The organism is Halomonas sp. LC1 (assembly GCF_030247125.1).
Classification (GTDB): domain Bacteria; phylum Pseudomonadota; class Gammaproteobacteria; order Pseudomonadales; family Halomonadaceae; genus Vreelandella.
The window spans coordinates 189,673-213,402 of sequence record NZ_JASSPG010000007.1 but is presented as its reverse complement, the minus strand read 5'-3'; the positions used below and the strand labels follow the sequence as shown (position 1 = coordinate 213,402).

Annotated in this window: 27 protein-coding genes; 22 read left to right on the top strand and 5 right to left on the bottom strand. The window is 55.6% G+C overall.

What is annotated here, in order from left to right; genetic code table 11:
- Positions 1 to 117 precede the first annotated feature (117 nt).
- From QIT27_RS13050 to QIT27_RS13025, 6 genes are all read left to right on the top strand, one after another.
- Entirely contained in the window at positions 118 to 810 is a 693-nt protein-coding gene (locus QIT27_RS13050; protein WP_159343871.1) for a LuxR C-terminal-related transcriptional regulator, read from the top strand.
- A 22-nt stretch (positions 811 to 832) separates the two neighbouring features.
- Positions 833 to 1,345 (top strand): CsgE family curli-type amyloid fiber assembly protein, encoded by a 513-nt coding sequence (locus tag QIT27_RS13045; protein WP_285264088.1) that lies wholly within the window; start codon positions 833 to 835, stop codon positions 1,343 to 1,345.
- The gene (locus tag QIT27_RS13040) at positions 1,345 to 1,755 is read left to right on the top strand and encodes a curli assembly protein CsgF (protein WP_285264087.1); all 411 of its coding nucleotides are present in this window, start codon (positions 1,345 to 1,347) and stop codon (positions 1,753 to 1,755) included. Before QIT27_RS13045 ends, QIT27_RS13040 begins: the two co-directional genes overlap by 1 nt.
- 55 nt (positions 1,756 to 1,810) lie before the next feature.
- A complete protein-coding gene (locus tag QIT27_RS13035) occupies positions 1,811 to 2,641 on the top strand; it encodes a CsgG/HfaB family protein (RefSeq protein WP_044628584.1) in 831 nt (276 codons plus the stop codon).
- A gap of 253 nt (positions 2,642 to 2,894) precedes the next feature.
- On the top strand, positions 2,895 to 3,437 hold the full coding sequence (locus tag QIT27_RS13030; RefSeq protein WP_285264086.1) for a hypothetical protein: 543 nt from the start codon (positions 2,895 to 2,897) through the stop codon (positions 3,435 to 3,437).
- Positions 3,438 to 3,498: 61 nt separating this feature from the next.
- Positions 3,499 to 4,377, top strand: coding sequence for a hypothetical protein (locus QIT27_RS13025; protein ID WP_285264085.1), 879 nt, complete (start codon positions 3,499 to 3,501; stop codon positions 4,375 to 4,377).
- Between the two features lie 53 nt (positions 4,378 to 4,430).
- On the opposite strand, the gene QIT27_RS13020 is transcribed toward QIT27_RS13025, so the two are convergent.
- The 5 genes from QIT27_RS13020 to QIT27_RS13000 form a co-directional block, all read right to left on the bottom strand.
- Entirely contained in the window at positions 4,431 to 4,808 is a 378-nt protein-coding gene (locus tag QIT27_RS13020; protein WP_285264084.1) for a hypothetical protein, read from the bottom strand.
- Positions 4,809 to 4,895: 87 nt separating this feature from the next.
- Positions 4,896 to 6,176: a glutamate-1-semialdehyde 2,1-aminomutase gene (hemL, locus tag QIT27_RS13015; protein ID WP_044628587.1), complete on the bottom strand. Its 1,281-nt coding sequence runs from the start codon at positions 6,174 to 6,176 to the stop codon at positions 4,896 to 4,898.
- Positions 6,177 to 6,212: 36 nt separating this feature from the next.
- The gene (gene thiD / locus QIT27_RS13010; protein ID WP_285264083.1) at positions 6,213 to 7,022 is read right to left on the bottom strand and encodes a bifunctional hydroxymethylpyrimidine kinase/phosphomethylpyrimidine kinase; all 810 of its coding nucleotides are present in this window, start codon (positions 7,020 to 7,022) and stop codon (positions 6,213 to 6,215) included.
- Positions 7,022 to 7,453 (bottom strand): protoporphyrinogen oxidase HemJ, encoded by a 432-nt coding sequence (gene hemJ, locus QIT27_RS13005; RefSeq protein WP_159343651.1) that lies wholly within the window; start codon positions 7,451 to 7,453, stop codon positions 7,022 to 7,024. The genes thiD and hemJ overlap by 1 nt, the downstream gene beginning before the upstream one ends.
- Before the next feature lie 27 nt (positions 7,454 to 7,480).
- Positions 7,481 to 9,280: a chloride channel protein gene (locus QIT27_RS13000; protein ID WP_285264082.1), complete on the bottom strand. Its 1,800-nt coding sequence runs from the start codon at positions 9,278 to 9,280 to the stop codon at positions 7,481 to 7,483.
- A gap of 170 nt (positions 9,281 to 9,450) precedes the next feature.
- Between QIT27_RS13000 and argC the strand changes: the two genes are divergently transcribed.
- The 16 genes from argC (at position 9,451) to atpG (ending at position 23,656) form a co-directional block, all read left to right on the top strand.
- Positions 9,451 to 10,485 carry an N-acetyl-gamma-glutamyl-phosphate reductase gene (argC, locus tag QIT27_RS12995; protein ID WP_285264081.1) on the top strand — a complete coding sequence of 345 codons (1,035 nt, stop codon included), beginning with the start codon at positions 9,451 to 9,453 and terminating at the stop codon, positions 10,483 to 10,485.
- A 102-nt stretch (positions 10,486 to 10,587) separates the two neighbouring features.
- Positions 10,588 to 10,941, top strand: coding sequence for an iron-sulfur cluster insertion protein ErpA (erpA, locus tag QIT27_RS12990; protein WP_083025782.1), 354 nt, complete (start codon positions 10,588 to 10,590; stop codon positions 10,939 to 10,941).
- A gap of 149 nt (positions 10,942 to 11,090) precedes the next feature.
- On the top strand, positions 11,091 to 11,858 hold the full coding sequence (locus QIT27_RS12985) for a transporter substrate-binding domain-containing protein (RefSeq protein ID WP_159343648.1): 768 nt from the start codon (positions 11,091 to 11,093) through the stop codon (positions 11,856 to 11,858).
- Between the two features lie 105 nt (positions 11,859 to 11,963).
- Complete coding sequence (locus QIT27_RS12980) at positions 11,964 to 12,635, top strand: amino acid ABC transporter permease (protein WP_159343647.1); 672 nt, start codon at positions 11,964 to 11,966, stop codon at positions 12,633 to 12,635.
- 10 nt (positions 12,636 to 12,645) lie between these two features.
- A complete protein-coding gene (locus QIT27_RS12975; RefSeq protein WP_159343646.1) occupies positions 12,646 to 13,404 on the top strand; it encodes an amino acid ABC transporter ATP-binding protein in 759 nt (252 codons plus the stop codon).
- A gap of 578 nt (positions 13,405 to 13,982) precedes the next feature.
- Positions 13,983 to 15,887, top strand: coding sequence for a tRNA uridine-5-carboxymethylaminomethyl(34) synthesis enzyme MnmG (gene mnmG, locus QIT27_RS12970; protein WP_253018740.1), 1,905 nt, complete (start codon positions 13,983 to 13,985; stop codon positions 15,885 to 15,887).
- Positions 15,884 to 16,549 (top strand): 16S rRNA (guanine(527)-N(7))-methyltransferase RsmG, encoded by a 666-nt coding sequence (gene rsmG / locus QIT27_RS12965; RefSeq protein WP_285264080.1) that lies wholly within the window; start codon positions 15,884 to 15,886, stop codon positions 16,547 to 16,549. Before mnmG ends, rsmG begins: the two co-directional genes overlap by 4 nt.
- Positions 16,549 to 17,316, top strand: a complete 768-nt coding sequence (locus tag QIT27_RS12960; RefSeq protein ID WP_285264079.1) for a ParA family protein — start codon at positions 16,549 to 16,551, stop codon at positions 17,314 to 17,316. The genes rsmG and QIT27_RS12960 overlap by 1 nt, the downstream gene beginning before the upstream one ends.
- Positions 17,317 to 17,370: 54 nt before the next feature.
- Positions 17,371 to 18,300, top strand: coding sequence for a ParB/RepB/Spo0J family partition protein (locus tag QIT27_RS12955; protein ID WP_159343642.1), 930 nt, complete (start codon positions 17,371 to 17,373; stop codon positions 18,298 to 18,300).
- 220 nt (positions 18,301 to 18,520) lie between these two features.
- Positions 18,521 to 18,913 (top strand): ATP synthase subunit I, encoded by a 393-nt coding sequence (locus QIT27_RS12950; protein WP_159343641.1) that lies wholly within the window; start codon positions 18,521 to 18,523, stop codon positions 18,911 to 18,913.
- Positions 18,914 to 18,929: 16 nt separating this feature from the next.
- Positions 18,930 to 19,757: a F0F1 ATP synthase subunit A gene (gene atpB / locus QIT27_RS12945; RefSeq protein ID WP_058577370.1), complete on the top strand. Its 828-nt coding sequence runs from the start codon at positions 18,930 to 18,932 to the stop codon at positions 19,755 to 19,757.
- Positions 19,758 to 19,822: 65 nt separating this feature from the next.
- A complete protein-coding gene (gene atpE / locus QIT27_RS12940) occupies positions 19,823 to 20,050 on the top strand; it encodes a F0F1 ATP synthase subunit C (protein WP_007112217.1) in 228 nt (75 codons plus the stop codon).
- A gap of 76 nt (positions 20,051 to 20,126) precedes the next feature.
- The gene (locus QIT27_RS12935) at positions 20,127 to 20,597 is read left to right on the top strand and encodes a F0F1 ATP synthase subunit B (protein ID WP_044628601.1); all 471 of its coding nucleotides are present in this window, start codon (positions 20,127 to 20,129) and stop codon (positions 20,595 to 20,597) included.
- An 11-nt stretch (positions 20,598 to 20,608) separates the two neighbouring features.
- Positions 20,609 to 21,142, top strand: coding sequence for a F0F1 ATP synthase subunit delta (locus tag QIT27_RS12930; RefSeq protein ID WP_159343640.1), 534 nt, complete (start codon positions 20,609 to 20,611; stop codon positions 21,140 to 21,142).
- 16 nt (positions 21,143 to 21,158) lie between these two features.
- Positions 21,159 to 22,703 (top strand): F0F1 ATP synthase subunit alpha, encoded by a 1,545-nt coding sequence (gene atpA, locus QIT27_RS12925; protein WP_285264078.1) that lies wholly within the window; start codon positions 21,159 to 21,161, stop codon positions 22,701 to 22,703.
- Positions 22,704 to 22,768: 65 nt separating this feature from the next.
- Positions 22,769 to 23,656, top strand: coding sequence for a F0F1 ATP synthase subunit gamma (atpG, locus tag QIT27_RS12920; RefSeq protein ID WP_285264077.1), 888 nt, complete (start codon positions 22,769 to 22,771; stop codon positions 23,654 to 23,656).
- Positions 23,657 to 23,730 lie beyond the last annotated feature (74 nt).

The window sequence follows — 23,730 nt, the reverse complement described above, 5'->3', positions numbered from 1 at the left end:
AAATTTTTAATTACCATTTTCTTCATGTTTTTTAATAACAAAACTTTACGAAAAGGACGTATTGGGCAACACTCTTCGTACCACCTGATTGCTTTCAATCCAACCGAGGCCTCCACAATGTCACATGAGAAGACGCACGGCTTGGTGTACATCGTCACCGAAAAAAGCCCCCAGTCGCAGCTCTTTGCCGACTATTTACATGACCACACGGGTTGTACGGTGAGCATCCACTCGCCAAGAAGCCAACTGCCTGCCGCCATCCCAAGTAAGCTGCTGATCCTCATCGATAGCGACCATATCGGTGTGGACGCCTTGCCCGAATGGCAAGACAAACTTCCCGATAGCTTGGCTAAAACCTCACTGGCCGCCTTCAACATCCGCGATATGGATCATGCGCTGGAAGCTTTGTCCTGCGCACAGCTCAAGGGCGTCTTTTATCGCAACGAAAGCTTGGAGGTCATTTGCAAAGGCATTCATGCCCTGCTGGAAGGTGAGCTATGGATGTCTCGAGATTTAATGGCGCGTTTGATCCTTTTTTACCGTAAGTATCAAAGCAATGCGTTTCGCCCTGCCTGCGGCTTGACCAACCGAGAAATGGAGATCATTTCATTACTCAGTGCAGGCTCTTCCAATCAACAAATTGCCGACAAACTCTTTGTGAGTGAGCACACGGTTAAATCACATCTTTACAACATCTTTAGAAAAATCAATGTGCATAACCGCATTCAAGCACTGAATTGGATTCACCAAAACTTGGGTCCGATTCTGCCTAATATCGAAACGGCACGCAGCTTACAGCGGCATCGGTAAAACTTAATAAGAGATAAACATCATGGCAGCTAAGCATAAAATATCAATTGCTCTCTTATGGTGTTTAACAAGCGTTGCAAACGCTCAACCTAATGGGCTAGTTGATGCATCGTCACTTACCAGGAATGAGCAGGCCGAAGTAGATGCGATTAACCAATTATCGAGCCCGGACGGGCCCGAAATTCAAGGTAGACCCAATGGTAGTAGTGAGCTAACCGGCATCATGGTGGACCGCACTATCACAATGGCGGGTAAAACGTTCTATCGAGCATTTAGTCAGCAGGCGATGGATAACGTCATCATCGGCAATGCCACTATTACCATTCAAGAGCGTCCTGACGCTCGCTGGGGCAGTCAAGTATGGGTCATGGAAGGCAACCGGATGTACTTCAGAACACAGCTTTCTCCAAGAATCAGCGAAGCTGATCGCGTAGCGGGAGACGCTGTAAAAACCGTCGAGGAAGCGCTGCTTCAACAGCAGCTATCAGCCGCTTTGACCTCGGACAAAGACTTGGGGAAAGAGGAGCTATTCTAATGAAAATGCTAAAAAAAGCAGCCAGCGTAGGGCTGATAATAATAGCAGTTACGCAAGCACACGCAGGCGACTTAATCTATCAGCCCATCAACCCTTCGTTTGGTGGTGATCCTTTTGTGGGTAGCTACCTACTCGGTAAAGCACAAGCACAGGATACAACGACAGATCCGAACACACGCAGTGTACAGTCACTCTCATCAACGGAACGCCTACTACAAAACTTAGAAAGCCGATTAATATCTCAACTGATTTCTGACGTCAGTCGTGGTGAAGTTGAAGAAGGCAGTTTTGATAGCGATGAGTTTGGCGTCGTCGTGAGTGACAGCAGCGGCCAATTAGTGGTTCGCGTCGTCGATAAAATAACTGGCGATGTAACTGAAATTAGCGTAGGCGGCTTATTTAACCCTTAATTATCAAAAAAGTACGCGAAAAATAGCACGGCTTAAAGTATTTCAGGGGAACACCATGAAAATAATCGCCTCGATTGTCATTGCTGGGTTACTCAGCGGATGCGCTGGGATGGTAGCCACGTCGGAAAATTTAGAGGGGGCACAAGCAACGCTGACACCAAGAGGTGCTACCTATCAAGACCTGGTGTCGTTACCACCTCCCGCCGGAAAAATCTTTGTCTCTGTGTATGATTTTCGAGACCAAACCGGACAATATCGACCCGCCCCGGCTAGCACCTTTTCAACGGCCGTCACCCAAGGGGCCGCTGCTATGCTCACCGGCGCGCTCGCTGATTCAGGCTGGTTCATACCACTGGAACGGGTAGGCTTACAGAACCTATTAACCGAGCGACGCATCATTCGCGCTGAGTTCGAGCGTTTTGGCCAGCCCGATACCTTGCCGTCACTACGCGCGGCTTCCGTCATGCTCGAAGGAGGAATCATCGCTTATGAATCCAATATTCGAACAGGAGGAGCGGGAGCGGAGTACTTCGGTATCGGTGCATCAGGTCAATATCAAGTAGACCAAGTAACCGTCAATTTGCGTGCGGTAGAAATATCCACCGGTGAAATACTTGCCAACGTCACCACCACCAAAACTATCTACTCCAAAGAACTCAGAGCCGGCGTGTACCGGTTTATCGACTTTAGGCGTTTGCTAGAGGCAGAGGCAGGTATCACCACGAACGAACCTGTACAGTTAGCGGTGATGTCCGCTATCGAGTCTGCGGTGATTCACTTGATTGCACGTGGGGTGGAAAACCGTCTTTGGAACCTATCACCAGGGACCAATCTACAGGATACGGTTCTAGGTGACTACCTCAACGAACCTATACCTATGCTTTAATTAGCTATTCTATCTATTAATTAAAGCCGCTTCCTTAAGCGGCTTTTTTATTAAAGGCTTCTATCTTTCAGGCTATAGGTACTAGTATTAAAAAACTCATCAATTAAGATTAAAACCATAACCTATATATTCATAAAAAACACCAACTTTATAAGTTAAGGATTAGAAAAATTTCCGATAGCGCCTTCTTTTAAATCGTCCAAACTCAACACAGGAAACAAAAAGACACATAACGTTTCAAAAGGAAGACCCAATGAAACCGTTCAACCAATTACCAGCCCATCAAAAGACAGGATCCGTAGCCTCCTGCATGGCATTGGTAATGGGTGTCTTACTAACCAGTTTAAATCCAGAAGCTTCAGCAAACGACCAGTTCATTGACAGCATGTCTAGAGTCACACAATACGTAGAGTCTCAAGATGTCAGCCATTTAAAAGGCAATGTGAGCATCATTCAGCAGCAAGGCATTAACAACAGCGCGAGCGTCGTTCAATCTCGTTCAGCGAATTACCAATTTAAAAACTTCGCTTACATTAAACAAACTGGATATAACAATCAGGCCAATTTGACCCAGCACAATGGCAACAATATTGGCGTGATTGTTCAGCAAGGCCATAACCATAGCGTTACGGCTATTCAAGAAGGGAACAGTGTTGGCGTTGCGCTGAACGCCATCCAAATTGGCTTCAACAGCAGCTTAATGATTTCACAATCGGGCAGTGGCCTACGCGATGTAAATGTCCACCAACAAAACTACTCGGGCACTTCACGACCGGTCACTATCGATATCAACTGAGTCGCACCTGGCTTCTCAGTTAACCACCAAAGCAAGTTGATCGAAACAAAGGGGAAAGACCATGAAAATCCAAATGACCACACTCGCTGCCGCTATTAGCTTTGCTATCTCAGGCGCAGCACTTGCCAATGCTGATGTAGACCAGTTAAATGATAACCTGAACGATGTGTCAGGAGTAACAATTACAGACCCAGCTGGCGTTACTATCAACACACAGCAAATTGGAGATGGAAACTCCGCTCTTGTATTCCAAGCAAATGGCAGTACAGCTGAATCACGTGTTTACCAAGATAGTCAAGATTCTGTAGCAGGAGTCTACCAGGAAGGAGATAATCAATACTCAGATGTAGACCAACAAATCACGCAAAGTGGCGTTGCAGGTGTTGCGCAATTTGGTTCTAGTCAACGTTCTCGCATTCAACAAAATGGTGCGGACAATAGCTATGCAGGCGTATTACAAGCTGGTTCAAGCAACGACGCCTTTATTAGCCAAGCGAACGTGGGCGGCTCTGCTGAAAATAATGTAGCTGGTATTGCTCAAGATGGCACTGACAACCGTAGTGGTATCCGCCAGTTAAGCTCTAACAACATAGCCCTTTCAGCACAATTTGGTGACTTGAACGAAAGCTATATTGTGCAGCGTTCAGGCAGCGGATCGGGGCAAGATGCTTACTCATTACAAGATGGAACAGGAAACGAGTCTGAAATCATTCAAGGCTCACAAGGCACTACTACCAATAATCTCGCTATCCTTACCCAGGTTGGTGATTATAACGACTCATTCATCACTCAAGATGGATCGACTGGTAACTTTACTGCAACTGTTACTCAAACAGGGAATACGAACTATTCACTAGTTGATCAACTTGGTGCGAACGATGGTACTGCTACAGTTACCCAGACGGGAAGTGGTAACTTTGCTTACAGCTATCAGTATTAGTCAAAGTTAGTTTTTTCATCAAACCGCCCCCACGGGGGCGGTTTTTTTATGCCTTAACGCACCACCACCGTCAGCGTGCCGCCCTTGCCTTGGGTTGAGGAGCGCGAGCGGTTGCTGCCTTTGACGATATCGACCTCTAGCCTCTCGTCATCACTCAACAACTTGACCGTTCCTTCTAGGGTGTCGCCTTCGAAGGTGAATTCTGCGGGTACAGTGCCGCGGGTTTCAGGATGTTCGACAGTTTCGCCGTTATGGGTAATGCGCCACTCGGCGGAAAACTCAGCGCCGGGGGAGCCGCTCATGGTGATGTGGATTTGGGTCATATCCTGCTCCTGTGCGGCTAGCCCTGTTAAGGGAAAGCCAAAGGTGAGCACGGCGGTAAACAGAGCGCCGTGTAAACGTAAAGCCTGCCAAGCCGATGGTTGTTTCATGGTTAGCTACCTCGTTAACCACAAGAGCCGCTCAACATGAGCGGCTCTTGCAGTGTAGCAGGCGTTCTAATTACCAGTTACCCAGTGTTACATAACAGCAAAGGCTTTCTCTGCGGCATCCAGCGTAAGCTGGATATCCTCAGGCGTATGGGCACTGGACATAAAGCCCGCTTCATAAGCAGAAGGCGCTAGATAAACGCCATGATCGAGCATAGCGCCGAAGAAACGGCGGAAGGCATCCGGGTTACAGGCAGTCGCCTGGGCAAAGTTATCGACCCGCGATTGAGAGGTAAAGAAAAGACCAAACATGCCGCCCGCTGATTGCGTCATCATCGGCACTCGCGCCGCGTTGGCGCGCTCTTGCAGGCCGTTACACAGTGTTTGTACGCGCTGGCTCAAGGCATCGTGGAAGCCCGGTACCTGCAGCTTAGTGAGTAGCGCCACCCCGGCGGCCATGGCCAGCGGGTTACCCGACAGGGTGCCCGCCTGATATACCGGCCCCAGCGGAGAGATGTTTTGCATAATGTCGCGCTTGCCGCCAAACGCGCCGACCGGCATACCACCACCGACGATCTTACCCAAACAGGTCAAATCCGGCGTGACACCGTAGTAAGCCTGGGCACCGCCCAATGCTACGCGGAACCCCGTCATCACCTCGTCAAAAATCAGAATGCTGCCGTACTCGTTACAAACGTGGCGCAGGGTTTCCAAGAAACCTGGCTGAGGCGGAATACAGTTCATATTACCCGCCACCGGCTCGACGATAATGCAGGCAATCTGCTCACCAATCTCTGCAAAACACGCTTCCACCCCTTCCGGGTCGTTGTAGGAGAGCGTGATGGTATGCTCGGCCAGCGAGGCCGGTACACCCGGTGAGCTGGGCTCGCCGTGGGTCAAGGCACCGGAGCCCGCTTTTACCAGCAGGGAGTCCGAGTGGCCGTGGTAGTTACCCTCGAATTTAACGATCTTATCGCGCCCCGTGGTGCCCCGCGCCAGCCGAATCGCTGACATGGTGGCCTCGGTGCCCGAGCTGGTCATGCGCACCATTTCCATGGAGGGAATCATGTCGCAGATCAGGTCTGCCATGGTGGTTTCCACGGCGGTGGGGGTACCGAACGAGAGCCCGTTATCCAACCGCGCACGCACGGCTGCCAGCACGTCTTGATCGGCGTGACCGGTGATCATTGGCCCCCAGGAACCAATGTAATCGACGTAGCGGTTGCCCTCCACATCAAAGAGGTAGGCGCCCTGCGCACGCTCCATGAAGACCGGCGGGCGGTGCAACCCTTTGAAGGCTCGCACGGGAGAGTTCACGCCCCCAGGAATATGGCGACTCGCGAGGTCAAACAGTTCAGCAGATGTGGTCATGGCATCCTCTATATAAATGACTTACTACCAATGAGATCAAAAGCGCACGGGGCGTGGCAAGCGATTCGGCAAGCACTGCCCGCTCGGGGGCTGGTAGCCGTGAGACAAGCTCTCCCAGGTAAAGTGCTGCGCCTGTTCGCACGCCGTTGGTAAGCGATCACCTACCGCTAGGCGCGCTGCCAAGGCTGCCGCGAGCGTGCAGCCGGAACCATGAAATACTTCCGGCAGCCGCGGCCATTGCCACTGGCGAGTGGTGTCGGGCGAATGCAGTGTATGCACCACTTGCTGTGCCGTACCGGGTAATGGGTCATCCGTTGCCGTCACCAGCACCGCTTGGCAACCCTGAGACAGTAGTGACACCGCACGGGCGGTATCGTCATAAGACTCATGGATCTCAGGCGTCAGCGCCGCTAGCTCAAAGCGGTTAGGGGTTAAGATATCCACAAGCGGTAGCAGCCGATCACGGTAGAGCGACTGCAAAGCAGCTGTGGATAACATAGTGCCTCCCCCGGCTTTGAGAACCGGGTCGGCAACCACGGGTACCCCAGGAAAACGGCGAATGATCTGCTCCGCAGCGCGTAGCGTAGCTTCATCCGCCAGCAGGCCGAGCTTGATCGCGGCAACCTGCATATCACCGACGGCTTCGGCCATTTGCCGCATGGCACCAGGGTCGGCGGGCATCACCCTAGAGACGTTATGGCAGTTCTGCACGGTCATCGCCGTGGGGATCGTCACCGCCCAACCGCCGCAGGCGGCAATGGCTTCGCTGTCGGCGATCAGTCCGGCACCGCCCGTGGGGTCATGGCCCGCTAACACTAAAACGACGGGGGGAAGGGGTTGGCGCATCAAAAGGGCTTCACAACCGCCAGGAGAATAATCGCGACCAACGCAATCACAGGGGCTTCATTGAACCAGCGAAAGAATACGTGACTCTTGGTGCAGCGCGACTGGTCAAACTGTTTCAGATAGATCAGGCAAACGTGGTGGTAGGCAATCAACAGCACGACCAGCGTGAGCTTAACGTGCATCCAGCCCTGGCTAAACCACGCGGGCACCAAATAGAGCATCCAACCACCAAAAATCAGCACCAGGATCATCGATGGCGTCATGATGCCGCGATAGAGCTTACGCTCCATGGTTTTGAAGTACGTGATTGCTTGCTCATCGCCTTTGTCCCGGGCCATGGCGTGGTACACATAAAGTCTTGGCAGGTAGAACAGTGCGGCAAACCAAGTAACAACGGCCATCAAGTGAATAGCCTTTACCCATTCGTACATGGTCTCTCCTTAGGCGGTGACGTATGGCTAGGAATCGGTCTCGCGGGCATCTGTTTGCCGAGCGTCAGTGTAGTGGTAATAACGCTCGATCGCGCCCCGGGTAATGATACCTGAAATTCGCTGCTGCTTTGGTCGATAGCCATGCACCACATAAAGCGCCCCAAGCGCGCTGTCTTGAAGCTTTAAAAACGCTTCCGATAGCGTGGCCTGCAAACCAATCGGGGCCATTTCCAGCCGCTGGCCGGGAATCTCCAACAGATCTACCAGCTCATCCTCCGGCGGTGCTTCGCCATCGAGTGCCTCATCGTGCTCCAGCAGCCAGCGGGCAAGCTCCGCTGCCTTCAGCGCCAGCACGGGCTTGTCGTCACTGGAGCGCTCGATCACCAGCCACATGGGGTTGGTTTCCAGCAAGCGGCGGGCTTGGTCTGGCGTAATCATCCGTTCGGTACGCACCAATTGGCGCTCCATCACCGCCGGAACCGATACTCGGGAGAGCGCCTGCATCAGCGGCTGCTGCAGCGGGTGTAAACCGTAGCGCACCGAGCTAATGAAGAAACCTTCACAGCCCGTCAGCTGGCGCGACGTCAAGCAGGCCACCACCACGACCAGCATTCCTGGCAGCATAATATTGGGTGTATGCGTCAATTCTAATAACGCCATTAGTGCAGCAAGAGGCGCCTGAAGGACAGCCCCCATCATCGCCGCCATGCCGAGCATGGCGTAAATGCCCGGATCGGCAGCTTTCTCGGGCCATAACCAACCGCCAAGCATGCCGCCGAGCGCACCAGTGGCGGCCCCCGCCACCAGCACCGGGCCGATAATGCCGATGGGCACACCGCCTGCCACGGTTATCGCCGTCATCAGCAGCTTGGCCACCATCAGCGCCAGCAGCACCGTGATCGTCAGCTGATTATTCAGTGCTGCGGCGACGCTGTCGTAGCCGATCCCCTGAATCTCAGGGAACCACCACGCTAACGCCCCAGTGGCCACACCCACTACTCCTAATCTCAACCACAACGGCAATTTTTGTAAGCGTTGGCTGCGGGAAATGTGGATGAAGAGCCCTGCCATTAAACCAATCACTAGGCCAATCACCACGATCCAGGGCAGATTCATCAGCGAGCCAAGCGCCACCTCCGGAATCCGAAAGGCAGGTTCGTTGCCATACATCACCTGCGCCACCAGCGCGCCCATGGTGGAGGCTAAGATCACCGGCATAAAGCTCATCAGGGTGTACTCCATCATCACCACTTCCATGGCAAAGATCACCCCAGCGATGGGCGTGTTGAACGAGGCCGAAATGCCTGCTGCCGTGCCGCAGGCCACCAGCACCCGCAAACTATTATTGGGCAGCCGCAGCTTTAGTCCTAACCCGCTGGAAGCCGCCGCGCCTAAATGAATCGCAGGGCCTTCGCGCCCAGCAGACAAGCCACCCAACACGGAGACGACCCCCACCCACCACTGGTTCAGCCAATTACGCAGTGGGAAACGCCCCTGGTGATAGGTGAGACGCTCGATCACATGGCTGACCCCGAGCTTGCGCGCAGCGGAGCGCTGCCGATATAGCAACAGGCCAATCAATGTGACGGCGACGATCGGCAGAAGTGCTCTCAGCCACGGTGACAATCCTTCGAAGGCTTCCGGATCCCCCTCCGGCATATAGAGCACCGCCCCGGCTTCAAGCAGCAGGCGAAACGCCACCATCACTGCCCCAGTAATCACCCCAGACACCAACCCCAGCACACACAGCTGCGGTAAGGCATCCACGTTCGCCAACTGGCGGCGAAAGCTCTCTAGAGTGAAATCTGACCGAGAAAAACGTGCCACAACGTCCGTCCTTGCGTTTGTTGTTCGTTTCATTGTCTCGCGTTGCGCAGCGCTCTTAAGCGCTGGCTCTCTTGTGTATCATAGCTGGATACACTTCAACAGCCTGGCCACACTCATTAGGCTGTTAATTATTCAAGCGTTGGCTGTGCGAAGCACACAAGGAGTGGTTTGTGATTAACGTTGGCATTGTAGGCGGCACCGGTTACACCGGCGTCGAACTTCTCAGGCTGCTGGCCCAGCATCCCCAGGTAAGCGTGAAAGCCATCACCTCTCGCTCAGAGGCGGGCGTGAAAGTGTGCGACATGTACCCCAATTTACGCGGCCACTACGACACGCTGGCGTTTAGCGAACCCGACGCCAAAGCGCTGGGCGCGATGGATGCGGTCTTTTTCGCCACGCCCCACGGGGTTGCCCACGCGCTTGCAGGCGAGCTGCTGGCTAACGGAACCCGGGTAATCGACCTCTCCGCCGACTTCCGCCTGCGAGATGCCGACGAGTGGAGCCGCTGGTACGACCAACCCCACGGCGCGCCGGAACTGCTGGAAGAAGCCGTCTACGGCCTGCCTGAAATGCATCGCGAAAAGATCAAAACAGCGCGTTTGATTGCCGTTCCTGGTTGCTATCCCACCGCCGTTCAACTCGGCTACCTGCCGCTGTTAGAAGCGGGCTTGATTGATCCGAGCCAGCTGATTGCCGACTGTAAATCCGGTGTGACCGGTGCTGGCCGCGGCGCTAAGGTCGCCTCGCTGCTCGCCGAGGCCAGCGAATCGATGAAAGCCTACGGCGCGGGCGGCCACCGCCACCTGCCGGAAATTCGTCAAGGCTTGGGCGACATGCAGCCCAACCCGGTGGGGTTGACCTTTGTGCCCCATCTAACGCCCATGATCCGCGGTATTCACGCCACGCTCTACAGCACGCTGACCGCCGAGCCAGGCGACCTACAGGCACTGTTCGAGCAGCGCTACGCCAACGAACCGTTCGTGGATGTGATGCCCGCCGGCAGCCACCCGGAAACCCGCAGCGTCAAAGGCAACAATACCTGCCGGATCGCGGTCCACCGCCCGGGTAACGGCAATACGGTCGTGGTGCTCTCGGTCATTGATAACCTGGTGAAGGGCGCCTCTGGTCAAGCCATTCAAAACCTCAACCTGATGTTTGGCTTTGACGAGCACATGGGGCTCAACGCCCCCGCGCTGATGCCCTAACGTTCGAGGAATTCCCAGCAATAGTTGACCAATTTGCTGGGAATTACCCATAATCACCCCCCAATGCGGATTATTCGTTCTTAAAGCTCGCGGGAGGTACCCATGAGCGGTGCAGAAGCTTTTGTTCCAACCCCTCTGTTACTGTCAGACAGCGCACGCAAGCGCATCAAAGCGTTAATGGCTGAAGAGAGTAACCCGGCGCTGAAACTGCGCGTGTATGTTACCGGTGGCGGCTGCTCAGGTTTTCAATACGGTTTTGACTTCGCGGACAACGTTGCCGAAGACGACACGCTGATTGAGTTTGGCGATGCCACGCTGGTCGTCGACCCGCTCTCGTATCAGTACTTGGTCGGCTCCACAGTCGATTATGAAGAGGGCTTAGCGGGCGCACGTTTTCGTGTCCAAAACCCAAATGCCACCACGACTTGCGGGTGCGGTGCCTCGTTTATGGTGTGACCAACGTTGGTGGCAACCCCTTCCCCATGACTTGACGCCTTGGCGGTTTCTCGCCAAGGTTGAAAGGTCAATAACGTTTGCTTGCCCGATTTATAAGAAAAAAAATTCTATAAACAGCGCGGCAAACCACATAAAACATGGGGAAACTAATGAAACACTTACTCACTACCTCTGCCGTGGCAACCGCCATCACACTGGGCTTGGGCAGTACCACCGCGTTTGCACAAACGCCGTCCGTTAACGTGGCCACTGACCCAAGCTTTGTGCCCTTCGAGATGCTCGACCCCGAGACCGGCGAAATGATCGGTTTCGACATGGACATCATCAACGAAGTCGCCGAGCGCGCCGGCTTTGAAGTCAACCTCACCACCATGGAGTTCTCTGGCATCATTCCCGCCGTACAAACCGGCAGCCAGGAGATCGCCATTGCGGGTACCACCATCACCGACGAGCGCTCCCAGGTCGTTGACTTCTCTGACCCCTACTACGATTCTGGTCTGCGCATCATCGTTCGCGCCGATAACGAAGAGGTGTCTTCCATCGACGACCTAGAAGGTCTGGCGGTGGCAACCAAAATCGGCTCCACCAGCTACGACTTCCTCCAGCAAGAGCTCGGCGAAGACGCCGACATCACGCCTTACCCCGGCACCGCCGATATGTACATGGCACTGCTGGGCCGCAACGTCGATGCCGTGCTTTACGATGCGCCGAACGTTGCCTACTTCTCGCAAACCCGTGGCGAAGGCCGTACCAAGGTGGTCGGCCCGCTGTATGAGGGTCAGCAGTACGGCATCGTGTTCCACAAAGGCAGCGAGTGGGTAGAGCCGACCAACGAAGCGTTGGCTGCCATGCGCGAAGATGGCACCTACGATGAGATCTACACGAAGTGGTTCGGTGAAGCCCCCAGCGCTGAGTAAGTAGCGCATAGGCCATCATCAACGCTTAAAGCGACTCTCACCACAGGGCCGGGCGGCCATTTCCCCCGGCCCTGTGTCGTTGTTCCTCTTGCCTGGAGATAACGCGTGGACGTTAACTTTCAGTTCGACTGGTCGGCTGCGTTTAGCTCGATCCCCTATTTGTTACCCGGTATTCCCTGGACCCTACTGATTTCGTTTGGTGGTCTGGCGATTGGTTTTTTCATCGGCATTTTCTTTGGCCTGTTGCGCATTAGCCCGGTGCGCTGGTTACGCTGGCCAGCCATCGTCTATATCGAAGTGTTCCGTGGTACGCCCATTCTGGTGCAGGTACTGTTCATTTTTTATGGCTTGCCACAGCTCCTGGGCGGGCCTATCAACGCGTTGGTCGCCGGTATTGCCGCCATTGCCGTCAACTCCGGTGCCTATATCTCTGAGATCGTGCGCGGCGGCGTGCAGTCCATCGAGCGCGGCCAGCGGGAAGCATCGCTATCGCTTGGCCTCTCCCGAGTACAGTCCTTCCGGTATGTCATTTGGCCCCAAGCCCTGCGCCGTATGATTCCACCGCTGGGCAACCAGGGCATTATCAGTATCAAAGATACCTCGCTTTTCTCCGTCATCGGGGTCAGTGAGCTGGTACGTCAAGGGCAGATCTATATCGCCACCACCTTCACCGCGCTGGAGGTCTACTTCATGGTGGCATTGATGTATCTCGCCATTACCTGGACCCTCTCACTGGTGCTGCGTCAACTCGAAAGCCGCGGCCTCGCCGGCCAATAAGGAGCGCACAATGACCTCTACTCAAACGCCTATTGTGCGTATGCAAAAGCTCCACAAGCACTTTGGCAACCTGCACGTACTCAATGACATCGACCTGGAGATCGTGCCGGGTGAAGTCGTCGTGGTCATCGGGGCCAGCGGTTCCGGTAAATCCACGCTCATTCGCTGTATCAACGGCTTGGAAGAGTTTCAGTCAGGCAGCCTGGATGTGGACGGCAATACGCTGCTACCCAACGGTAAAAGCAGTCAGGCGCTGCAAACTATCCGCACCGAAGTGGGCATGGTATTTCAGCAGTTCAACCTGTTTCCCCACTTGAGCGTGCTCGACAACATCACGCTCGCACCGATGAAGGTGCGCGGCTGGAGCCGTCAGGACGCCGAAGAGACTGCCAAGCGGCTGCTGGAACGTGTCGGCATTGCCGATCAGGCCGACAAGTACCCCAGCCAGCTCTCCGGCGGCCAGCAGCAGCGTGTGGCGCTGGCACGTGCGTTGGCGATGGAGCCGCGCCTCATGCTGTTCGATGAGCCAACGTCAGCCCTTGACCCCGAGATGATTGGTGAAGTGCTGGATGCCATGCGTGAGCTTGCCAAAGAGGGCATGACCATGGTGATCGTTACCCACGAGATGGGCTTTGCCCGTGAGGTGGCCGACCGCATCATCTTTATTCATAAGGGCGAAATTGCCGAACAAGGCCCACCCGAACAGCTCTTTGATGCGCCTCAACACGAGCGCACCCAGTCGTTTTTGGCGCGCGTACTCAAACACTAATACGCTCTCGATTTCCGCTCTGTTCAGGGCAAAAACAGCATAAAAAGCGACTCACCCGATGGCCTGTCTTCCTGACAGGCCATTTTTTTTGCCTGTGGATACTATTTTTTACACACACCCCGCTATATCGCCACAGCCCCCAGCATGTGCACTTCTCCAAGCACGACGGTAATGCCAACGCACTTGTTCACAGGTGCGGTAACAAGCGCGGTATTCATAGGTGGATAACCCGTTGTCAGGCAGCGCTGTGGGTAAGTCGACGTTTCATCCACAGCTCCATCACCGCTTCTACGCAGGGACTCCGCGCTTTAATCACGTAAAGGTCAACAATGTAAGGTATTGATAAATATAAGATAAACTCACTTATCAACAGATTTTGTCCACACCAGTAGTTACTACATCAACAAAACTTCTCTTATTTATTTTTATTTTGTTATTAATAAAGACTGAACCCTTAGATTGGGGTGTGGAAAAACCTGACGGTTACCCACAGGAGGTTTATACTGGCGGGCTTATTCCAACAGCGCTGAATCGCTGACCACATCATCCGTGCCAACAGGCGCAAGACGAGGTGTCTCTTGAACTACCCCGACCGCTTTGACGTGATTGTCATCGGCGGTGGCCATGCGGGAACTGAAGCCGCACTGGCCTCTGCTCGTATGGGCTGTCAAACCCTATTGCTCACCCACAACATCGAGACGCTCGGCCAAATGTCGTGCAATCCCGCCATCGGCGGCATTGGCAAGAGCCATTTGGTAAAAGAAATCGATGCACTCGGCGGTGCAATGGGGCTAGCCACGGATTTAGGCGGCATCCAGTTTCGTGTGCTCAACGCACGCAAAGGGCCAGCGGTACGTGCAACCCGTGCCCAGGCCGACCGCATCCGCTACAAAGCCGCCATTCGCGGCATGTTGGAAAACCAGCCCAACCTGACGATTTTTCAGCAGGCGGCTGGCGATCTCATTGTGGATAACGACACCGTACGCGGCGTCGTGACTGAAACCGGCATTCGCTTTCACGCGGAGTCCGTCGTGCTCTCGACCGGCACCTTCCTAGGTGGGGTGATCCACATCGGGTTGGATCAAAGCCGCGGCGGCCGAGCGGGTGATCCGCCCTCCAACGCGCTAGCGGAACGCCTGCGTGCGTTGCCGTTTCACGTTGACCGGCTCAAAACCGGTACGCCGCCGCGTATCGACGCCAAGACCGTCGATTTTTCGCAGTTGGAAGAGCAGCCGGGCGATACGCCAACGCCAGTGATGTCTTATCTCGGCTCGCGGGAAATGCACCCCCAGCAGGTGAGCTGCCATATCGCGCACACCAACGAGCGCACCCACGAGATTATTCTGGGTAACTTGGATCGCTCGCCAATGTACTCCGGCGTAATCGAAGGGATTGGCCCGCGCTACTGCCCGTCGATTGAAGACAAAGTGCACCGCTTTGCCGACAAATCGAGCCACCAGGTATTCATCGAACCGGAAGGCCTGGATACCCACGAGCTCTACCCCAACGGTATCTCGACCTCGCTGCCGTTTGATGTGCAGCTGCAGGTGGTGCGCTCGATCAAAGGGTTGGAAAACGCACACATCACGCGTCCTGGCTATGCCATTGAGTACGATTTCTTTGATCCACGTGATTTGAAACACTCGCTGGAAACGAAATTTATCCACAACCTGTTTTTTGCCGGACAGATCAACGGCACGACCGGTTACGAAGAAGCGGGTGCCCAAGGGCTACTGGCGGGCCTGAACGCCGCTCGCCGCGCCAAGCAACTCGAGGCGTGGTATCCACGTCGCGATGAGGCTTACTTGGGCGTACTGGTAGACGACTTAATCACCATGGGCACCAAAGAGCCCTATCGTATGTTCACGTCCCGTGCGGAGTACCGTCTGCTACTGCGCGAAGACAATGCCGATCTGCGTCTAACAGAAAAGGGCCGCGAGCTGGGTCTGGTCGACGACGCCCGTTGGGCAGCCTTCAGCCAAAAGCGTGACGCCATCGAACGCGAAACGGCGCGCCTGGCCACTGCTTGGGTGCAGCCTAACAGCCCGGCAGCCGCAAAGATTGCCGAAAAGACCGGTAAACCACTGCCGCGTGAGTACAGCCTGAGTGATTTGCTAAAGCGCCCCGAACTGACCTATGCCGATATCGCAGCGTTACCCGGCATGGAACACGGCGGTATCGACGACGACGCGGTCGCCGAACAGGTGCAAATTCAAGCCAAATATCAAGGCTATATCGACCGTCAGCAGGATGAGATCGATAAGCTAAAGCGCCATGAAGCGACCCCACTGCCCGCCGAGCTGGATTATCAGAAGGTGGAAGGGCTGTCCCATGAGATTCGCCAGAAGCTCAGCGCAGCGCGTCCGGAAACCCTCGCGCAAGCCGCGCGTATTTCCGGTGTGACGCCAGCGGCAGTATCGATTCTGCTGATTCACCTGAAAAAGCGCCGCTTGGTCAGCCATACCGAGGTCGCCAACGGATGAGCGCACTACAGCCATTGATCGATCTGTTGCCCACCCCCGTAGCGCCCAAGTTGGATCAAGGACTGGCCGATTTGGGCGTATCCGTGACGGCAGCACAGCGAGAGCAGCTGCTCGGGCTACTGGCGCTGTTGCACAAGTGGAATCGGGCTTATAACCTCACCGCAGTGCGCGATGTCGAAGAGATGGTCTCGCGCCATGTGCTGGATAGCGCCGCCGTGGCGCCCTACGTTCATGGCCCAGCGCTTCTCGACGTGGGCGCGGGGCCAGGACTGCCGGGGTTGGTATTGGCCATTCTGAATCCCGAGCTGCAGGTCACGCTGTTGGACAGCAATGGCAAAAAAGTACGTTTTCAGCGCCAAGCAGTGATGGAACTGTCGCTGACCAACGTGACCCCGACCCAAGCCCGCGTCGAGCAGTTCGCCGGGCAGTCGTTCGATCAAGTCATCTCACGGGCGTTTGCTAGCTTGGTCGACTTCGTGACGTTGACCCGCGCGCTGCCCGCCGCCCACGGCCAGTGGTTAGCGATGAAAGGACCCGGTGCCGATGACGAGCTGCGTGAGTTGCCCGAAGGCATTGCACTGAGTGAGCGCCACCTGTTGAATGTACCCTTCGAAACCGCCGAGCGGCAGCTGTTGATCCTGACCCCAAAAGGAGTTGAGTAGTGAGCCAGATCATTGCCCTGACCAACCAAAAAGGCGGCGTGGGCAAGACCACTTCAGCCGTTAACTTGGCCGCGAGCCTAGCGGCTCTGGATCGCCGCGTGCTGCTGGTGGATCTCGACCCCCAAGGGCATGCCAGCATGGGCAGCGGGATCGACAAGTACGACCTCGAGAAAAGCGTACTCGACGTGCTGCTTGGTGAAGCCACCGCCCGGGACGTCATCGTGCGCGGGCTACCGGTGCACTACGATGTGCTGCCCGGTAACGGTGATCTGACCGCGGCGGAAGTGGAGCTACTGGATAGCGAACAGCGCCAAAGCCGGCTGTCGTTGGCCCTTGCCAGCGTCGCCGATGATTACGACGTGGTGCTGATCGACTGCCCGCCGTCGCTGAATATGCTGACCGTGAATGCCCTGACGGCAGCCCACGGCGTACTGATTCCGCTGCAGTGCGAGTTTTATGCATTGGAAGGTCTCTCGGCACTGTTGGATACCGTGGAGCAGATCAAGCAGAGCGTGAATTCTGAGCTTGCCGTCTCCGGCATTCTGCGCACCATGTACGACAAACGCACCAGCCTCACTCGGGAAGTGGACAAGCAGCTGCGCGACTTCTTTGGCGACGCGCTGCTCAAAACGACCATTCCGCGCAACGTCAAAGTCGCTGAAGCGCCGAGCCATGGCGTTCCTGTGACCCAATATGCCCGTTTTTCGCGGGGCAGCCAGGCCTATCGCGTGCTGGCCAAAGAGATGATTCGGCGCCTGTCGTTGTAACGGTGGCTGCCGTGGCGTTCAAAGTACGTAACGAAACAGTACGAGGGAAAGCGAATGACGCGTAAACGCGCGCTAGGACGTGGCCTGGATGCCCTGATTGGTGCGGGCGCCCGTCGTCGTGACAGTTTGGATCTCACCGGCGGAACGACGCTGGAGAACGCAGAGACGCCGCTGCCCGAGGGCATGCCGGATGATGCAACCGCCGAACGCTTAGAACGCCTGCCGCTTGGGCAACTGACGCGGGGCAAGTATCAGCCGCGTCGGGACATTCAGCCCGAAGCGTTGGAAGAGCTTGCCGACTCCATTCGCGCCCAAGGGGTGATGCAGCCCATCGTCGTGCGTCCCATCGGCAACGACCGTTACGAAATCATTGCCGGTGAGCGCCGCTGGCGCGCGGCACAGCTGGCCGAGCTCGACGTCATTCCTGCCGTGATCCGCTACGTCAGCGATGAGGTAGCGCTGGCGCTGGCGCTGATCGAGAACATTCAGCGGGAAAACCTCAACGCGATCGAAGAGGCGCTGGCCTTGAAGCGCCTGGGCGAGGAGTTCGAGCTGACGCAGCAGCAGATCGCCGACGCGGTGGGGAAATCCCGCACTCAGGTCGCCAATCTTCTGCGCCTGCTTGCCCTCGATCCGGAAGTGCAGACGCTGCTGGAGCGAGGAGATCTCGATATGGGCCACGCCCGAGCGCTGCTATCGCTCACCAGCGCCCAACAGCGCCAGGTCGCCCATGAAGTGGTCAATAAAGACCTCACCGTACGCGACACCGAGGCGTTGGTGAAAAAGGTACAAACGCAACAGGCGCCTGTTGCCCCCACCAAACAATCGCCCAAAACGCCGGATGTCGCCCGACTCGAGACACATTTAGGTGAACTGCTGGGCGCGCCGGTGTCGATCGATCATGGCCAAAAAGGCAAGGGGAAGGTCACCATCCGGTACACCAGTCTCGAAGAGTTGGACGGCATCCTGTCGCACATTAAATAGCAGGCTAATGAAAGATACGGTCAGTTTTTCACCCTTTGGTCGCAAGTCGGCGCTGAAACGCGCGAAATCCGTGCAACTTCGGTTGAAGGTGTGATAGCGCTTCCCTATAATCGCGCAAGATTTGTGCAGGTTGCTGACAGGTGTGTCGAAAGGCGTATCCCCAGCAGCCTGTCTAACGCGCTGAGGAATCACGTGCCAACAGGCACGATGTTGAATGCATATGCAGCGAATTGAAACCCAGCGTCGGCGAGCCTACGTTGTCCGGCTTATCTGCGCCCAGCTCGTGGTCATGCTCTTCGGTGCGCTGCTCGCTTACTTCGCTGCTCAGGTGTCTGGAGTCGTATCGGTCATCACGGGAGCCCTGGTAGCTCTGCTACCGCACGCTTTCTTCATACAGCGGTTGGGAATTTTTCGTAATACGCGCCGGGGATCGGTTGCGATGGACCTGTTTCGCGCCGAAGCAGGCAAGTTTGGTTTGACGGTGGCGCTGTTTGCACTGGTGTTCGTGGTAGTGCCCCCCTCAAACCCCGCTTTCTTTTTTAGTGCTTATGTTGCGGTTGTTCTAACGCATTGGCTTGCGCCTTGGTTAATGCCTGGAAAATCGCACAACTGATTGAGGTGACATGTCTATGGCCGCAGGAAACGAAGTCTCGTCGACTTACTATATCCAGCACCACTTGCAGAACCTGACCTTTGGTAAACACCCAGAGAATGGCTGGTCGCTGGCGCACTCCGCCGAAGAAGCTCGTGAAATGGGCTTTTGGGCCATTCACCTGGACACCATGGGCTGGTCCATCGCCATGGGCCTTCTGTTCATCTGGATTTTCCGTAAAGCCGGTAAAGCGGCGACCACCGGCGTTCCCAGCGGTCTGCAAAATGCCGTTGAGATGGTCGTTGAGTTCATCGAAAACCTCACACGGGCCACGTTCCATGGCCGCAACCCCATCATTGCTCCTCTGGCGCTGACGCTGTTCGTGTGGATTCTGCTCATGAACACGCTGAAGATCATCCCGGTCGACTATGGTCCCGAGCTCTTCAAGCGTCTGGGCGTTGAGTACATGAAAATCGTACCGACGACGGATCCGAATGCCACGCTGGGTATGGCGCTAGGCGTGTTCTGTTTGATCATCTACTACAGCATCAAAGTCAAAGGTGCCGGTGGTTTCGCCAAAGAGCTGTCACTGACGCCGTTCAATCACTGGGCGCTGATTCCCTTCAACCTGGTACTTGAAGTGATCGGCCTGCTGGTGAAGCCGCTGGGTCTCGGCCTGCGTCTGTTCGGTAACATGTTTGCCGGTGAAGTTATCTTTATCCTGATTGCGCTACTGCCGTTCTGGGCAATCTGGCTGTTGGACGTGCCATGGGCCATCTTCCACATCCTCGTGGTAACACTGCAGGCCTTTATTTTCACCACGCTGTCGGTGGTTTACCTCAGCGCGGCGCACGAACACCACTAAACCAAGCAACGACGTTTTCATTAACCCTCAACCCTTAACCAAAACTTAAACTCAGGAGCAACATCATGGAAATGGTTTATCTCTCAGCTGCCATCATCATCGGTCTGGGCGCACTGGCTACCGGCATTGGCTTCGCTCTGTTGGGCGGCAAACTGCTTGAGTCGACTGCGCGTCAGCCGGAACTGGGTGACCAGCTGCAAACCAAAACCTTCATCATGGCCGGTCTGCTGGACGCCGTTCCGATGATCGGTGTTGGTATCGCGATGTACCTGATCTTCGTTGTCGCCGGTTAATGCAGCTTGACCGAGCGGCCATCCGCTCGGTTTTGTTTCACTCCGGTCGCCACGAACTTGTCAGAGGTACATCCCTGTGAATATCAACATGACGCTTATCGGGCAGACGATCGCCTTCGCGATCTTTGTCTGGTTTTGCATAAAGTATGTGTGGCCTCCGATCAGCAACGCGCTTCACGAGCGTCAGAAGAAAATTGCTGATGGCTTGGACGCAGCCAGCCGTGCGACGCGCGACCTTGAGCTAGCTCAAGAGCGTGCCGAGCAAACGCTGCGTGAAAGCAAGGAGCAGGCTTCTCAAATTCTCGAGCAAGCCAACAAGCGCTCTGCTCAAATGATCGAAGAAGCACGCGAACAGGCTCGCGCTGAAGGCGAACGCCTGATGGCAAGCGCTCGTTCCGAAATTGAGCAAGAAGTGAATCGTGCAAAAGACGAGCTTCGTGCCCAGGTTTCTCACCTCGCCATCCTAGGTGCCGAGCGTGTCCTCGAAGCTTCGGTCGACGAGAAAGCACATCGCAAGTTACTTGATGAGCTTGCTGCTGAACTGTAAGGAGGTGACCCATGGCGGAATTACTTACCGTCGCTCGTCCTTACGCTAAGGCGGCGTTTGAATACGCGCGTGATCATGAGGCGCTTGATAGCTGGTCCAAAGCGCTGGGTTTTTTAAGCGCAGCGGTTGCCAACAGCGATGTACGTCGCTTGCTGGGCAGTCCAAAGCTCGAGAACGACAAAAAGGTCGCCCTGCTCTCCGATATGTTGCCGGAGCAGAGCACCGATGTGTCGCGCTTTTTGGATACCCTGGCCGACCAAGGTCGTCTGATGGCTCTGCCCTTCATCGCTGAACAGTTCGAGCACCTGCGTGCCGATCATGAGCAGCGGGTCGAGGTATTGGTCACGTCCGCCTACGAGCTGGACAGCCAACAGCAGACTAAGCTAGCAAACGCGCTCAAGAAACGTCTGAATCGCGAAATCTCCATTACTACTCAGGTGGACAAGGCGCTGATTGGCGGTGTCATCCTGCGTGCCGGCGATACCGTCATTGACGGCTCGGTGCGTGGTCGATTGAACCGACTTTCCGAAGCGCTGACCGCTTGAGTCTGAGGGACATGGCATGCAGCAACTGAATCCTTCCGAGATCAGCGACATCATCAAGCAGCGAATCGAGAAGCTTGACGTCGCATCCGAAGCCCGTAATCAGGGCACCATCGTCAGCGTTTCCGACGGTATCGTGAAAATTCACGGCCTCGAAGACGCGATGTTTGGTGAAATGATCGAATTCCCCAACAGCATCTTCGGCATGGTACTGAACCTGGAGCGTGACTCCGTCGGTGCCGTTGTCCTGGGTGACTACCTGCAGCTCGAAGAAGGCATGACCGCCCAGTGTACCGGTCGCATTCTGGAAGTGCCGGTAGGCCCCGAGCTGGTGGGTCGTGTGGTCGATGCGCTGGGTAACCCCATCGACGGCAAAGGCGACATCAACGCCAAACTGACCGACGCGGTAGAAAAAGTAGCGCCTGGCGTTATTACCCGTCAGTCCGTTGACGAGCCGATCCAAACCGGTCTGAAATCCATCGACGCCATGGTGCCAATCGGTCGTGGTCAGCGTGAGCTGATCATCGGTGACCGTCAGATTGGTAAATCTGCCATTGCCATCGATGCGATCATCAACCAGAAAGGCAAAGGCGTGACCTGTGTCTACGTCGCCATCGGTCAGAAGCAGTCGACCATTGCTAACGTGGTGCGCAAGCTTGAAGAACACGGCGCGATGGATCACACCATCGTCGTGGCTGCTGGCGCTGCTGACCCTGCACCGATGCAGTTCCTGGCCGCTTACTCTGGCTGCACCATGGGCGAGTACTTCCGTGACCGCGGTGAAGACGCGCTGATCGTGTATGACGATCTCTCCAAGCAGGCCGTTGCCTACCGTCAGGTATCGCTGCTGCTGCGTCGTCCGCCGGGCCGTGAAGCTTACCCGGGTGACGTGTTCTATCTCCACTCACGTCTGCTGGAGCGCGCTGCGCGCGTCAACGCCGACTACGTCGAGAAGTTCACCAACGGCGAAGTGAAGGGCAAAACCGGTTCCTTGACCGCACTGCCGATCATCGAAACGCAAGGTGGTGACGTATCGGCGTTCGTTCCGACCAACGTTATCTCCATCACCGATGGTCAGATCTTCCTGGAAACCAACCTGTTCAACTCCGGTATCCGTCCGGCGATCAACGCAGGTCTCTCGGTTTCTCGTGTAGGTGGTGCTGCGCAGACCAAGATCATCAAGAAGCTGGGTGGCGGGGTGCGTCTGGCTCTGGCTCAGTACCGCGAACTGGCGGCATTCTCGCAGTTTGCTTCTGACCTGGATGAAGCGACCCGCAAGCAGCTCGAGCACGGTCAACGCGTTACCGAACTGATGAAGCAGAAGCAGTACTCGCCGATGTCAGTTGCAGAAATGGCGCTGTCGCTGTACGCCGCTAACGAAGGTCACCTGGATGACGTGAGCGTCGACAAGGTGCTGGACTTCGAACGTGCCCTGCACGACTACATGAAGTCCGAGCACAGCGAGCTGCTCGACAAGATCAACCAGACCGGCGACTACAACGGCGAGATTCAGGACGGCTTGAAGTCAGGTCTCGAGAAGTTCAAGGCGACTCAGAGCTGGTAATGTCCGGCCCGCCTGCGGGCGGGCTTGCATGCTTTCTGAGAGCCACGAACGAAAGGTAGATCGCTATGGCAGCTGCAAAAGAGATACGCACCCAGATCGGGAGCATTAAAAATACGCAGAAGATTACCAGCGCCATGGAAATGGTGGCTGCATCGAAAATGCGTAAAGCGCAAGATCTGATGAAGGCTGGCCAGCCGTACGCCAAGCAGATTCGTAACGTGGTAGGCCACATTGCCGACGCAAACCCCGAGTACAAGCACGACTACATGGTCGAGCGTAGTGAGGTGAAGCGCGTTGGTTACATTGTGGTCTCCACCGACCGCGGCCTGTGTGGCGGCTTGAACGTCAACCTGTTCAAGGCAGTGGTGAAAGACGCCGTTGCCTGGAAGCAGCAAGGCGCTGAGCTAGACTTCTGCGCCCTCGGTTCGAAAGCCGGCGCTTTCTTCCGCAACTACGGCGGCAATTTGATTGCGGCCAAGAGCGGGTTAGGAGAAACGCCGACCGTCGAGGGTTTGATCGGTAGTGTCAAGGTCATGCTCGAAGCGTATGACGAAGGACGCCTGGACCGTCTGTACGTGGTGTATAACGAGTTCGTGAACACCATGACCCAGCGGCCCGTCGTGCGTCAGCTTCTTCCTCTGTCGTCCGATATGGGCGCAGACGCTAAGCATGACGAAGAAAACGCCCGTCCCGGAAGCTGGGACTACCTGTATGAACCGGATGCCAAGGCGTTGCTAGACAGCCTGTTGGTTCGATTCATCGAATCGCAGGTGTATCAGGCGGTAGTCGAAAACGGTGCGTGCGAACAGGCCGCCCGAATGATCGCTATGAAGAGTGCCACTGATAACGCGGGCAACCTGATCGACGATCTGGAGATGGTGTACAACAAGGCCCGTCAGGCCGCCATCACCCAGGAAATTTCCGAGATCGTCGGCGGCGCTTCAGCCGTATAACGCCTAGGGAGCCTACCATCGCTTAGGTGGCTCCCGGCAGACAGGTTTCATTTGCAGGTTTTTGAGAGGAACCA

Bases quoted from the DNA above. Each gene is read 5' to 3' on its own strand.
- QIT27_RS13050 (WP_159343871.1), top strand. From the start codon at position 118: ATGTCACATGAGAAGACGCACGGCTTGGTGTACATCGTCACCGAAAAA.
- QIT27_RS13045 (WP_285264088.1), top strand. From the start codon at position 833: ATGGCAGCTAAGCATAAAATATCAATTGCTCTCTTATGGTGTTTAACA.
- QIT27_RS13040 (WP_285264087.1), top strand. From the start codon at position 1,345: ATGAAAATGCTAAAAAAAGCAGCCAGCGTAGGGCTGATAATAATAGCA.
- QIT27_RS13035 (WP_044628584.1), top strand. From the start codon at position 1,811: ATGAAAATAATCGCCTCGATTGTCATTGCTGGGTTACTCAGCGGATGC.
- QIT27_RS13030 (WP_285264086.1), top strand. From the start codon at position 2,895: ATGAAACCGTTCAACCAATTACCAGCCCATCAAAAGACAGGATCCGTA.
- QIT27_RS13025 (WP_285264085.1), top strand. From the start codon at position 3,499: ATGAAAATCCAAATGACCACACTCGCTGCCGCTATTAGCTTTGCTATC.
- QIT27_RS13020 (WP_285264084.1), bottom strand. From the start codon at position 4,808: ATGAAACAACCATCGGCTTGGCAGGCTTTACGTTTACACGGCGCTCTG.
- hemL (WP_044628587.1), bottom strand. From the start codon at position 6,176: ATGACCACATCTGCTGAACTGTTTGACCTCGCGAGTCGCCATATTCCT.
- thiD (WP_285264083.1), bottom strand. From the start codon at position 7,022: ATGCGCCAACCCCTTCCCCCCGTCGTTTTAGTGTTAGCGGGCCATGAC.
- hemJ (WP_159343651.1), bottom strand. From the start codon at position 7,453: ATGTACGAATGGGTAAAGGCTATTCACTTGATGGCCGTTGTTACTTGG.
- erpA (WP_083025782.1), top strand. From the start codon at position 10,588: ATGAGCGGTGCAGAAGCTTTTGTTCCAACCCCTCTGTTACTGTCAGAC.
- QIT27_RS12985 (WP_159343648.1), top strand. From the start codon at position 11,091: ATGAAACACTTACTCACTACCTCTGCCGTGGCAACCGCCATCACACTG.
- QIT27_RS12975 (WP_159343646.1), top strand. From the start codon at position 12,646: ATGACCTCTACTCAAACGCCTATTGTGCGTATGCAAAAGCTCCACAAG.
- rsmG (WP_285264080.1), top strand. From the start codon at position 15,884: ATGAGCGCACTACAGCCATTGATCGATCTGTTGCCCACCCCCGTAGCG.
- QIT27_RS12955 (WP_159343642.1), top strand. From the start codon at position 17,371: ATGACGCGTAAACGCGCGCTAGGACGTGGCCTGGATGCCCTGATTGGT.
- QIT27_RS12950 (WP_159343641.1), top strand. From the start codon at position 18,521: ATGCAGCGAATTGAAACCCAGCGTCGGCGAGCCTACGTTGTCCGGCTT.
- atpB (WP_058577370.1), top strand. From the start codon at position 18,930: ATGGCCGCAGGAAACGAAGTCTCGTCGACTTACTATATCCAGCACCAC.
- atpE (WP_007112217.1), top strand. From the start codon at position 19,823: ATGGAAATGGTTTATCTCTCAGCTGCCATCATCATCGGTCTGGGCGCA.
- QIT27_RS12930 (WP_159343640.1), top strand. From the start codon at position 20,609: ATGGCGGAATTACTTACCGTCGCTCGTCCTTACGCTAAGGCGGCGTTT.
- atpA (WP_285264078.1), top strand. From the start codon at position 21,159: ATGCAGCAACTGAATCCTTCCGAGATCAGCGACATCATCAAGCAGCGA.
- atpG (WP_285264077.1), top strand. From the start codon at position 22,769: ATGGCAGCTGCAAAAGAGATACGCACCCAGATCGGGAGCATTAAAAAT.